This window comes from Streptomyces sp. NPDC003042 (genome assembly GCF_053591315.1).
Genome location: NZ_JBSFTP010000131.1, coordinates 1 through 10,865, shown reverse-complemented (window position 1 = coordinate 10,865; position 10,865 = coordinate 1). Strand labels below are relative to the sequence as shown.

At 71.4% G+C, this 10,865-nt stretch carries 12 protein-coding genes and 2 pseudogenes; 5 read left to right on the top strand and 9 right to left on the bottom strand.

The genetic code is table 11. The features are described from left to right. Positions 1-194: 194 nt before the first annotated feature. On the bottom strand, positions 195-680 hold the full coding sequence (locus tag ACWDYJ_RS34785; RefSeq protein ID WP_451569599.1) for an acyl-CoA dehydrogenase family protein: 486 nt from the start codon (positions 678-680) through the stop codon (positions 195-197). A 3-nt stretch (positions 681-683) separates the two neighbouring features. Continuing rightward, a complete protein-coding gene (locus ACWDYJ_RS34780) occupies positions 684-953 on the bottom strand; it encodes a hypothetical protein (protein ID WP_451569598.1) in 270 nt (89 codons plus the stop codon). Between ACWDYJ_RS34780 and ACWDYJ_RS34775 the strand changes: the two genes are divergently transcribed. Continuing rightward, a complete protein-coding gene (locus ACWDYJ_RS34775) occupies positions 934-1,290 on the top strand; it encodes a hypothetical protein (RefSeq protein WP_451569597.1) in 357 nt (118 codons plus the stop codon). The two genes, ACWDYJ_RS34780 and ACWDYJ_RS34775, sit on opposite strands and share 20 nt — an antisense overlap. 424 nt (positions 1,291-1,714) lie before the next feature. Here ACWDYJ_RS34775 and ACWDYJ_RS34770 read toward each other — a convergent pair whose 3' ends face one another. Continuing rightward, positions 1,715-2,302, bottom strand: a complete 588-nt coding sequence (locus ACWDYJ_RS34770) for an NADPH-dependent FMN reductase (RefSeq protein ID WP_451569596.1) — start codon at positions 2,300-2,302, stop codon at positions 1,715-1,717. A gap of 147 nt (positions 2,303-2,449) precedes the next feature. Between ACWDYJ_RS34770 and ACWDYJ_RS34765 the strand changes: the two are divergent. After that, positions 2,450-3,281, top strand: a pseudogene (locus ACWDYJ_RS34765) (FAD-dependent oxidoreductase); the annotation flags it as partial. Between the two features lie 40 nt (positions 3,282-3,321). On the opposite strand, the gene ACWDYJ_RS34760 reads toward ACWDYJ_RS34765, so the two are convergent. Then, on the bottom strand, positions 3,322-3,819 hold the full coding sequence (locus ACWDYJ_RS34760; protein ID WP_451569595.1) for an anthrone oxygenase family protein: 498 nt from the start codon (positions 3,817-3,819) through the stop codon (positions 3,322-3,324). Between the two features lie 130 nt (positions 3,820-3,949). Between ACWDYJ_RS34760 and ACWDYJ_RS34755 the strand changes: the two genes are divergently transcribed. Further along, entirely contained in the window at positions 3,950-5,305 is a 1,356-nt protein-coding gene (locus ACWDYJ_RS34755) for an AMP-binding protein (protein ID WP_451569594.1), read from the top strand. Further along, positions 5,302-6,072, top strand: coding sequence for a thioesterase II family protein (locus ACWDYJ_RS34750; RefSeq protein WP_451569593.1), 771 nt, complete (start codon positions 5,302-5,304; stop codon positions 6,070-6,072). The genes ACWDYJ_RS34755 and ACWDYJ_RS34750 overlap by 4 nt, the downstream gene beginning before the upstream one ends. Before the next feature lie 43 nt (positions 6,073-6,115). Here the strand turns inward: ACWDYJ_RS34750 and ACWDYJ_RS34745 are convergent, their stop codons facing one another. The 5 genes from ACWDYJ_RS34745 to ACWDYJ_RS34725 form a co-directional block, all read right to left on the bottom strand. Further along, positions 6,116-6,955, bottom strand: a complete 840-nt coding sequence (locus ACWDYJ_RS34745) for a hypothetical protein (RefSeq protein WP_451569592.1) — start codon at positions 6,953-6,955, stop codon at positions 6,116-6,118. A 143-nt stretch (positions 6,956-7,098) separates the two neighbouring features. Further along, complete coding sequence (locus ACWDYJ_RS34740) at positions 7,099-8,076, bottom strand: hypothetical protein (protein WP_451569591.1); 978 nt, start codon at positions 8,074-8,076, stop codon at positions 7,099-7,101. After that, the gene (locus ACWDYJ_RS34735; protein WP_451569590.1) at positions 8,066-9,094 is read right to left on the bottom strand and encodes an ABC transporter ATP-binding protein; all 1,029 of its coding nucleotides are present in this window, start codon (positions 9,092-9,094) and stop codon (positions 8,066-8,068) included. Before ACWDYJ_RS34735 ends, ACWDYJ_RS34740 begins: the two co-directional genes overlap by 11 nt. An 11-nt stretch (positions 9,095-9,105) precedes the next feature. Further along, on the bottom strand, positions 9,106-9,645 hold the full coding sequence (locus tag ACWDYJ_RS34730; RefSeq protein ID WP_451569589.1) for a septum formation family protein: 540 nt from the start codon (positions 9,643-9,645) through the stop codon (positions 9,106-9,108). A 91-nt stretch (positions 9,646-9,736) separates the two neighbouring features. Further along, positions 9,737-10,036, bottom strand: a complete 300-nt coding sequence (locus ACWDYJ_RS34725; protein WP_451569588.1) for a hypothetical protein — start codon at positions 10,034-10,036, stop codon at positions 9,737-9,739. A gap of 446 nt (positions 10,037-10,482) precedes the next feature. On the opposite strand from ACWDYJ_RS34725, the pseudogene ACWDYJ_RS34720 reads away from it, so the two are divergent. Further along, positions 10,483-10,746: pseudogene (locus ACWDYJ_RS34720) on the top strand (EamA family transporter); the annotation flags it as partial. Between the last annotated feature and the right edge of the window lie 119 nt (positions 10,747-10,865).

Below are 10,865 nucleotides of genomic sequence, written 5' to 3'. Positions count from 1 at the left end.
CGGAGCACTCAACGTTCTACGGGCCGGGCTGGTCCGTCGCGAAGCCCAACCGGCATAGCGAGAAGCCCCCTCGTTCACGAGGGGGAGGAGTCACCCCCACACTCTCGCACCGAAGATCAGGACGGCGAAGAGGCTGTCGGAGAAGCCGCCACCGGGCGCGTGGCCGTGCGTGCGGTCCGCAGGGCGATCCCGGTTCAGCCGACGGAATCCAGGAGCCGTGAGCCGTAGGCGCCGGCGACCGGATCGAAACGCAGCGCCACGTGGCTGGAGAGGCTGTGCACGTCGCGCCAGACCCGCTGCAACGGGTGCCCGGCGAGCTGCGCAGAGCCGCCTGCGGTGCGCAGCAGCCGCTCGACGACGTCGACCAGCTGGTTCACCGCGTACGCGCAGTCGGCCGGACTGCGCACCTGTTGGAGCCCGGTCGCGTCCGGGGCGTCCGTGATCCGTGCGGCGCGCCCCAGCAGGAGGGCGGCCGCGTCGACGGCGATCACGGCGCGGGCCAGGGAGGTGCGCAGGCCGAGGCCTTCCTCGGCCAGGCCGGTACGGGAGTCCTCGGCCCACACGCGCAGCGCCGCGCGGGCCGCGCCGAGTGCGGGGGCGCCGAAGAGCAGCCCGCTCAGCAGCCCCGGCGGGGCGGTGTGGCAGCGGGCGTCGGAGCTGACGCTCCGCCCGTCGAGCATGTCCTAGCGGCTGAAACCCCGGTGGGCCGGCACGAAGACGTTGTCGGCCAGCAGGGTGTTGCCGCCGCTGCCGCGCAGGCCGATCGAGGCCCAGGTGTCGGCCACCTCGTAGTCCCGGCGGGGCAGCGCGAACAACCACGCGGCCCTGTGGTCGCCCTGCGGCACCGTCGCGCGGACCAGCGCCCAGTCCGAGAAGGCCGCCGCGGTGGTGAAGTCCCATTCGCCGGTCACCCGCCAGCCGCCGCTGACCGAGGTGGCGCTGCCGCGCGGCATCAGGGCGCCCACCACCGCCGTCCGCGCCCTCGGCCCACAGCTCCTCCTGCCCGGCGTCGGGGAGGAAGGCGCCCATCCGGCCGGCGCCGGCGAAGGCCGAGGCGCACCAGGCGGCCGAGGCGCAGCCCTGGGCGAGGGCGGAGAGGCCGTCCAGAGCGTCGACGGCCGAGCCGGCGTCGCCGCCCCAGCGGGCGGGGACGAACAGGCGGGCGAACCCCGCGTCGACGATGCCGTCGCTCACCGCGCGCGGCATCGTGCGCTCGGCGTCGGCCCGCTCCGCGTACCGGACCGCTACGGAGGCCAACTCCTGTGCCCGGACCGGCAGATCGGTGCCTGATGTCGGAAGGCTCGGCATCAGTACCACTGTCCTCGCTGGTTCGTAGGGCGCGGCAACGCGGCAAGCCTGGTCGCGGCGGATCCAGCTCCGCTCGAAGCCGGCTCGACAGCGGGACGCGGCTCGATGCCGTGCGGGGCCCGGTTCTTGCACGCTCGACTCATGCTGGATCCGGGACCAGCGGCCTCGAACGGCCCTGGGCCGCATCGACGTCGACCAGTGCCACCGGCTCGGCTCGCTCCTCGGCAAGTCCGGGTAAGGGCGCTACGTCATGGAGATCGCCGACTCGCTGCGCGGTGCCGGACCCGAGGAGCGTGCCGCCTCCCTGGCGCCGCGCGTGTTCCAGGGCTGGGCGGCGGCCTGACCGGCCGCAGGCGCGGCCGCGGGCCGGGTAAGGCCGTTATCCGCGGACCGCGATGACGGCCGGTCAGCCTCCGTACGGGCGGGCTTCGCGGCCCTCGCGCAGGGTGACGCCCCACCAGGCGAGCTGGTCGAGGAGGACGGAGGCGGCCTTCGAAGCACCGTCGTCGTCGTGCAGCCGGCCCTCGTCGTCGAACCTCTCCCAGGGATTGTGGAAGCTGACGGTGTCGCGCAGGGTCACGGCGTGCAGTTCGGCGAAGACCTGCCGCAGCTGCTCGACGGAACGCAGGCCGCCCGAGACGCCGCCGTACGAGACGAAGCCGACCGGCTTGGCCCGCCATTCGCTGTACACGTAGTCGATGGCCAGCTTCAGCGAGGCCGGGTAACCGTGGTTGTACTCCGGGGTGATCACGACGTACGCGTCGAGCCCGTCGATCCGGGAGGCCAGGTTCGGTGCCTCTCCGGGGACGCCGAGCGGGTCGAGGCTGAGCTTCAGCTCCTCGACGAGCGCCGGCTCGGACAGGTCGATGACGTGGATCTCCATGTCGTCGCGCTGCCCCGCCTCGGAGACGAACCAGCGCGAGACCTTGTCGGCGAAGCGGCCCGTGCGGACGCTTGCGACCAGGACGCCGACCTTGAGCGGGTTGCCGGACATGTGGGTACCTCTTTCTCGGGAGGATCAGGCCTTGCGGACGAACGTAGAACCTCAAGCGTGGTTGAGATCAAGCGGGACCCGCGGAAAGGATCACGACGGCGCCGGGAGGTGACGGACCCGGACCCCCAAAGGCCGCTGGGAGGCCGGGGCGTGCGCTACCGGGGCCGCCACGTCGTCCTGGCCGCCGGCGCCCAGCCGCGCTCGCTGCCGGGCTTGACCATCGACGGCGACCGGGTCACATCCTCCGACCACGCACGCCTTCCGCAAGCGCAAGATCGCGTTCGAACTGGGCGCGCTTCTCCGGCGTGGAGTACACCGACTCCGGCGTACGGGTCTCCCTGGAGAACGGCAAGCGGATCGAGGCCGAGCTGCTGCTCGTCGCCGCGGCCGCGGCCCCGTCTTTGCCGGACTCGGCTACGAGGAGACCGGGATCGCCCTTGACCGCGGCCACGTCGCGGTCGACGAGCTGCTGCGTACCAACCTCCCGACCGTCTCCGCCGTCGGCGACCTCGCACCGACCCTCCAGCTGGCCCACGTCGGCTTCGCCGAGGGCATCCTCGTCGCCGAGCGCATCGCCGGCCTGCCCGTCACCCCGATCGACTACGACGGCGTCGCGCGGGTCACGTACTGCGAGCCGGAGATCGCCTCCGTCGGCCTCACCGAGGCGTAGGCCAAGGAGCTCTACGGCGCGGACAAGGTCGTCACCAGCAAGTTCGACGCCGGCAGCACCGGCAAGAGCGAGATCCTGAAGTCGGCCGGCGAGGTCAAGCTCGTGCAGGTCGTCGACGGGCCCGTCATCGGACCGCACATGATCGGCTCGCGCGTCAGCGAGCAGATCGGCCAGGCCCAGCTGATCTACAACTGGCAGGCGCTGCCCTCGGAGGTGGCCCAGCTCGTCCACGCCCACCCGACGCAGACCGAGGCCCTGGGGGAGGCCCACCTCGCGCTGGCCGGCAAGCCGCTGCACGTCCACGGCTGACCGGACGGGGCCGGGGAGCCACTCCCCGGCTCCACCGGCCCTACCGGGTCTGGCCGTGCAGGACCAGCGCCCAGGCCAGCAGTCCGGTCGCCGCCGTGGACAGCACCGTGCGCCACACGTTCGCGCGGACCCACGGCCCCTCGAAGGCGCGGCGTACGGCCGCCGGATCGGCGATCCGGTCGGCGGGACCGGCCTCGGCCAAGGCGTTGTTGAGGGGGATGTTCACCCGGCCGGTGACCACCATCGCGAGGACGCAGCACGCGAACGCCCCGGACAGCGGCCCCACCGCGCCGCGCCCGTCGCCCACGATGTGCAGGGCCAGGGCCAGCCCCGTGAACACCAGCGAGCCGAGGTAGCCGAGCAGGAACCAGCCGTTGAGGATGGCGACGTTGACGCGTTGCATGACCTCGACGACGGTCCGGTCGCCGCAGCCGCGCAGCCCGGGCATGACGGCGACGCAGAACCCGTAGAAGAGGCCGCTGACCAGGCCCATGGCGATCGTCGCCGCGATCAGTGACGCGAACCGTGCCGTTTCCACGGAGGTCTCCCCTGCGCGTAGTCGGATTCCGGCCGTCGACCGTCCGGCCCGCCGATCCTACGGCCGGGCGACGGACCGGGGGGCGGTGGGACGTAGCCTGGGGTTTCGCCACCGACAGGGGAGTTGCCGCGTGCTGACCGCGCTTGACGGGACGTACGGCGACCGCGAGGACGCCATCGGCGTCGCCGGACGCACCGCCTCGTACGAGGAACTACTGGGTGCGGCGAGCGCCGTGGCCGCCGATGTCGCCGGGGCCCCCGCCTTCGCGGTGACCGCGACCGCCTCCCTGGAGACCGTCGCCGCCGTCGTCGGCGCCCTGCTGGCCGGGGTGCCCCTCGTACCGCTGCCGCCCGACGCCGGCCCCGCCGAACGCGAGCACATCCTGCGCGACTCCGGGGCGCTCGAGGTCGCGGTGGACTTCGCGCGGCGCGCGCCCGCGTACTCGCGCCCCGGCGCGGCGGCCCCGCGGGATCCCGCCCTGATCCTGTACACGTCCGGGACCACCGGCCCGCCCAAGGGCGTGGTGCTGAGCGGCGCGGCGATCGCCGCCGACCTCGACGCGCTCGCCGAAGCCTGGCAGTGGAGCGCCGAGGACACCCTCGTGCACGGGCTGCCCCTCTTCCACGTGCACGGCCTCGTCCTCGGCGTCCTCGGCGCCCTGCGCACCGGCAGCCGCCTCGTGCACACCGGCCGCCCCACCCCCGAGGCCTACGCGGCGGCGGGCGGCAGCCTCTACTTCGGCGTCCCGACCGTCTGGTCCCGCATCGCCGCCGAACCGCAGGCCGCCGCCGCCCTGTCGGGGGCCCGCCTCCTCGTGTCGGGCAGCGCGGCCCTGCCCGCGCCGGTCTTCCGGGACCTCGAACGCCTCACCGGCCACCGTCCCGTCGAGCGCTACGGGATGACCGAGACCCTGATCACCGTCAGCGGCCGCGCGGGCGGCGAGGTCCGCCCCGGCACCGTCGGCACCCCGCTCCCCGGCATCCGTACCCGCGTCGCGGCCGAGCCGGGCGCCGAGATCGGCGAACTCCAGCTGACCGGGCCCACCTTGTTCACCGGATACCTGGGCCGCCCCGAGGCCACCGCCGCCGCGTACACCGAGGACGGCTGGTTCCGTACGGGCGACATCGCGGCCGTCGACGCGCGCGACGGCGTCCACCGGATCGTGGGCCGGGCCTCCGTCGACCTGATCAAGTCCGGCGGCTACCGGATCGGCGCGGGCGAGATCGAGAACGCGCTGCTGGACCACCCCAAGGTGAGCGAGGCGGCCGTGGTCGGGGTCCCGGACGCCGACCTCGGGCAGCGGATCGTCGCCTTCGTCGTCGCCGAGGGGGTCACGGGCGCCGAGCTGACCGACTTCGTCGCCGCGCACCTGTCGGTGCACAAGCGCCCGCGCGAGGTCCGCTTCATCGCGTCGGTGCCGCGCAACGCCATGGGAAAGCCGCAGAAGAAGCTGCTGCTGACGGACGACTCCGAGGACCAGCGATGACCACCGCGAAGGACACCCGCACCAGCCCCTGGATCCGCCGCTTCCACCCGGCGCCGCGGCAGGAGGCCGCCCCCACGCTCGTCGTCCTCCCGCACGCGGGCGGCAACGCCTCCTTCTACTTCCCCCTCTCCAGGGACCTGGCCCCGCACGCCGAGGTGCTCACCGTCCAGTACCCCGGCCGCCAGGAGCGCCTGGACGAGCCGGCCGCCGACAGCGTGGCCGCGCTCGTCGACGGGGTGCGGCGGGCGCTGGAGCCGTGGCGGGAGCGGCCCCTGGTGCTGTTCGGGCACAGCATGGGCGCGGTGCTCGCCTTCGAGCTGGCGCGCCGGCTGGAGCGGGCGGGCGAGGGCCCGCGCGGCCTGGTCCTCTCCGGGCGCCGCTCCCCGCTGACGCACCGGGAGGAGAACGTCCACACCCGGGGCGACGACGCCCTGATCGCCCAGGTGAGCGCCCTGTCGGGCACCGACGAGGGGCTGCTGGCCAACCCGGACTTCCGGGAGCTGATCCTCCCGTCGCTGCGCGGCGACTACAAGGCCGTCGAGACCTACCGCTACGAGCCGGGGCCGCTCCTCGCCACCCCGCTGAGCGTGCTCATCGGGGAGTCCGACCCGCGGGTGAACCGGGCCGAGGCGACGGGCTGGCGGGACCTGACGGAGGCCCCGTTCACCTTCCGCGCCTTCCCCGGCGGCCACTTCTACCTGACGGACCACCACGAGGCCGTGGTCCACGCCCTCACCGAGGACCTGTCGGCCTTCACAGCGCCCTGAACCGGGCCGTGGATACAGGGTCGTCGTGCGGTGGTGGGGGGATTCAGCCGATGTCGGTGCGGGTGAACCGCCACAGAGCAGCCGCCGTCACTGGGAGCAAATAGGCGGCGAGGGCCAGGAAGGCATGGGCAGCCGGCGTGCCTTCGCGCATGGCGGCGCAGGCGATCTCGCCGACGCAGTCGGTTTTGTCGCTCAGCATCAGCAAACGTTCGTTGAGGACGGCGAAGGTGATGCCGGAGAAGTGGTACTCCGTGAGCGAGGGGGCGTAGTCCTGTACCAATCGTTCGGCGACGACGACGTAGGCCAGGCTGACCCCGAGTGACACCGCCAGGCTGCGGGTCAGCATGGCGAGGCTGTAGCCGAGCATGGCCACCAGCCCGACGAAGAGGGCTCCTCGCAGGATGATGGCGGCCAGTACGGTCCAGAAGTGTGCGTCGGCCTCGGCGGTGGTACCCCGGAAGTGGGCCGTGACGAGGATCAGCGGGATCAGGAATACCGATGTGGCCAGGGCCGTCGTCGCCGAGACTGCGGCGACGAGTAGGCCGCGGGTGAGAAACAAGCGGGCCCGGCGCGGCTCGGCGGCGGCGAGGTTGAGGATGACACGGGAAGACCAGTCGGCTCCTCCGCTGAAAAGCCCGAAGACCAGTGCGGCGACCGCGACACCCGACAGCACACCGCGCAGGTCCACGAACGACGCCTTGGTCAGCTGATAGCGCGGATCATCGAAGAAGTACTGCGGCGACAGCTTCTCCACGGAGACGCCCGGCCGTCTGGCGGCCTCAGCGACGTACTGCTGGTAGGCGGCCTCGGCCGTGCGCCACGCTGCGGCCATGTCGGTGTTGTGGCCGAGGTAGGCGGCCACGGCGTATGCGACGAGAAGCAACGGCAGAGCGTACAGGGCCCAGCGCACCGTCTTGTGGCTCAGCATCCGGCGCAGTTCGGAGCGTACGAGACGGGACAGGGGGAGGGGCCGGGAACGGTCTGAAGAAGGAAGGGAGCCCGCCGGGGGAGCGACCGCCGTCGTCATCAGGTGATGTCCGTTCGGGTGAAGCGCCACAGGGCCACCAGCAACACAGGTACGAGATAGATCAGTACGCCGACGAGCCCGTCCGCGGCGGTGAGATCGACGTGGACCGCCTCACAGCCCGGGCCGGCGATGCAGTCGGACTCCGCCATGGGGACCACGGGTTTCTCATTCAGTACGGCGAAGACCAACCCGTTCATGTCGTACTCGGCGCCGCGGGGCCCGCGGTCGGAGAAGATCTGGTCCGCACTGGCGAGGTAGAGGAAGCTGATGGCGAGGGCGATCGATGCCCTGCGGGTCAGCATGGCGAGGCTGTAGCCGAGCAGGCACAGCAGTCCGACGAGGATCACGCCTCTCAGGTACTGGCTGGCGAGGGCGGCCCAGTAGACGCCGTCAAGGCCGGCCGTGCTTCCTCGGGTACGCGCGGCAAGCAGGAGCAGGGGGACGAGCAGCAGTCCGGCGGCCGCGGTCGCCGCCATTGAGAGACCGGTGACGAGCAGCGCGCGGGTGGCGAACAGTCTGAACCGGCGCGGCTCGGCCGCAGCGAGGGTGAGCATGACCCGCGAAGACCAGTCGGACCCGCCGGAGACGATGCCGAAGACGACGGCTGTGGCGGCCAGGGCAGTGACGACTGTGCGCAGGTCCCCGAAGGACAGGGTGTCCATGAGGTAGCGCGGGTCGTGGAAGTAGTTCTTCGCGCTTACGCCGGATCCGAACGGGAGCCCGTAAGTCTGCGCGTCCGAAAGGAACTGGGCGTACCGCCCGTCGGCCGTACGCCAGGCACGGGCGGTGTCCGCGTCGTGGAGCAGCAGCTTGGACAGCCCGAACGCTGCGATCGCCAGGGGCAGGCCGAAGGCCACGTGACGCATGATGCGCGGAGCCCACAGGCGCCGCAGCTCGGCTCGGACGAGACGGCGCCAGGGCAGCTGTCCGTCGGCCGTGCGCTCCGGGAGCGGAGTCAGGGCCCGGTCAGTCGCCATGATGCGGCTCTCGGGGTGCGGTGGCGGCGTCCGCTGCGCGGATGGCGGCGACATAGATGTCCTCGAGGGACGCGGACTCGACCAGCAGCTCGCGGGGATAGACGGATCGGTCCGTGAGCAGCCTGAGCACCTCTGAGCCGTCGGCACGGTCGTGACCGGCGGAGCCGCTGGACCCGGCCCGGTCGGCGCGTTCGGCGAGGCGCGACTCGACCTGGAGCTCGGCCCCGGTGGGGCCGACAGCGGACACGGCCGAGTATCCGTGGTCGGCCAGGACGGACTGGGCGGTCACCGCGTCGTGGACCCGCACCACCAGCCTCGAAGTGCCCTGACTGAGCAGTTCGGGGACGCTCGCGTCGCAGATCACGCGGCCGTTGCGGACGATCGTGACCCAGTCACTGACGAGTTCCACCTCGGCCAGGATGTGCGAGGAGACGACGACGGTCATGCCGCGCTCGTCACGCAGCCGCTTCAGCAGTTCGCGCATATGGCGGACGGCCTCGGGGTCCAGGCCGTTCATCGGCTCGTCCAGCACCAGCAGATCCGGCTGGGACATGAGGGCGGCCGCGACCCCGAGCCGCTGCTTCATGCCGAGCGAGTACCCGGAGTACGAACGCCGGGCGGCCCCGTCCAGACCGACCAGGCTCAGGACGTCGGTGACCTCGTTCTGATCGGCGCCGTGCAGTTCGCCGAGGAGTCTCAGGTTGTGTTCGCCGGTCAGAGAGCCGGTGAAGGCCGGCCCTTCGATGAGGGCTCCCATCCGGCGAGCGACGAACCGCTGATCGCGCGGCAGCTCGTGGCCGAACGCGGTGATCGTTCCCCGGTCAGGTCGGACCAGGCCCAGGAGGGCCTTGAGCGCCGTGGTCTTGCCGGACCCGTTCGGTCCCAGCAGCCCGACGATGGCACCCCGCGGGATGGACATGGAGAACCCGTCGAGAGCGAGCTGCCGCCGTCCGCGCGAGGTCCGGAACGACTTGGACACCTGGTCGAAGCGGACCAGAGCCTCCGGAATCTCCGGCACACCGCCCACGGTCACCCCTGACCGCCGGCCTCGGCGAACGTGCCGGACCTGGGGACGGCGAACGCGATGCCGCAGTGCCCGAGGCGGTTGCCCGCGTTCCAGGACTTCTGGTTCAGGGGGGCCAGGTAGAGACTGATGAGCGTGCCCCGTCGCGAGCCGATCAACGGTGCGAGCTGCGGCTCGCACGCGGCACGCATCTGGTCCACGACTCCTCGGTCACCGGGAAATTTCGCAGACGCGTCACCGGGCAGGGTCACTTGGGAGATGATCTCGAAGAAGTGGGGTGTCCGGCAATCCACGGTGCCGACGGATCCGTCCCACTGCACGTCGCCCCGGTGGTTGGAACACATGCCGACCTTCAGGTCTTTGAACGCCACGGGTGTGCCCTGAGGCAGGTCCTTGAAGGGGTCGCCCCCGGCCTGCGGGCCCGAAGGCCGCCCGGCGTCCGACGCCGCGGAACCGGCCGGCTTGTCCGCCGTGGTGGCGCAGCCGGCCAGCGTCAACAGGCCAAGGGCCGTCGTCGCCAGTAAAAGAGTTGAGGCACGACGCATGCTTGCTCGCCTTCGGTTGTGCGGAAACCCACTGCCCGTGTGCAGAAGGTTGCTCCTGCACAGAGGGCAGTGGGTCAGTCAACAAGCAGGATCAGCAGGCGCGGGTACCGTAGTAGCTGTCCCACGTGTCGCCATCATCCCCGCCATTGTTGTCGGCGTACCAGTCCACGAGACCGTTGGCGTAGGCGCCGACATAGTGGTTGCCGGTGCGGTGGCCGTGGCCGGAGGCCCAACTACCAGACTCTGCACCCGGGTTGCCGTTGATGTAGACCGACGACCAGTCGCACCGGGTGTCGGCCTGGGCCACAGTGGCTCCCCCGCCGACCATCGCCAGGCCGCCCAGCATCGCAGCTGCCGCCCCCATGGCACTGATGCGTCGAATGTTCTTCACAGTCCCGCCCCCTCATCGCTTCGTGTTGCGTTGGCGATTTGCTGGATCAGCCTGCGTACCCCTCGCCCCGAAGGTCAACAACTTTTCAAAACGCTGACTGGAAGTCAGCCTCTCCGTCATCCGGAAGTACTCACGCTGAACGGCCGTCTCTCCCTCGCTGTGCGTCACAGCTCCCTGCGTATGCCGAGGGAAAATGCATGCGCGGGTGTCCCTTACCGCCACACCCTGTGAACCGAGTGACAAGAGAGAACAAGTATTCCGCTCTCTGTGGTCACGAAGTTGGCGCAAACGCTCGGCCCCCTGCTCCTCGGTGACGACCGGGCGCAGCCCGTCGGGGTGGCGGTCTGGGCGCACCTTCTGTGGCTGAGCTCCAACCCGCGCCCGGCGTGGCCGGATCGCGCTGAGATCATCTAGGCAGGGTTCGTGGGCGTCGGTACGTTGCTCGCATGGATCAAACGGCTGGGGATTCGAGAACCGATCATCGCGCCCTCTTGGCCGCCGGCGTCACCGTTGTGATGTGGGCCTCCGCGTTCGTCTCCATCCGGGCGTCGGCCGACCACTTCGGGCCGGGCGCGCTCGCGCTGGGCCGGCTCCTGACGGCTTCGCTCGCGTTGGGCGTGGTCCTGCTGGTCAAGCGGGTGCCGTTGCCGCCGCGGGCGGCCTGGCCGGGGATCCTGGCGTCGGGCGTCCTCTGGTTCGGGCTCTACGTGACTCCTCCCCCTCGTGAACGAGGTGGCTTCTCGCTATGCCGGTTGGGCTTCGCGACGGACCAGCCCGGCCCGTAGAACGTTGAGTGCTCCGACTGTGTCGGCGTGCGCGGTGTGGCCGC

What these genes read in the sequence shown, in the direction of transcription:
- ACWDYJ_RS34785 (WP_451569599.1), bottom strand. Translation starts at nt 680, where the DNA reads ATGCTCGACGGGCGGAGCGTCAGCTCCGACGCCCGCTGCCACACCGCC.
- ACWDYJ_RS34780 (WP_451569598.1), bottom strand. Translation starts at nt 953, where the DNA reads ATGCCGCGCGGCAGCGCCACCTCGGTCAGCGGCGGCTGGCGGGTGACC.
- ACWDYJ_RS34770 (WP_451569596.1), bottom strand. Translation starts at nt 2,302, where the DNA reads ATGTCCGGCAACCCGCTCAAGGTCGGCGTCCTGGTCGCAAGCGTCCGC.
- ACWDYJ_RS34750 (WP_451569593.1), top strand. Translation starts at nt 5,302, where the DNA reads ATGACCACCGCGAAGGACACCCGCACCAGCCCCTGGATCCGCCGCTTC.
- ACWDYJ_RS34740 (WP_451569591.1), bottom strand. Translation starts at nt 8,076, where the DNA reads ATGGCGACTGACCGGGCCCTGACTCCGCTCCCGGAGCGCACGGCCGAC.
- ACWDYJ_RS34730 (WP_451569589.1), bottom strand. Translation starts at nt 9,645, where the DNA reads ATGCGTCGTGCCTCAACTCTTTTACTGGCGACGACGGCCCTTGGCCTG.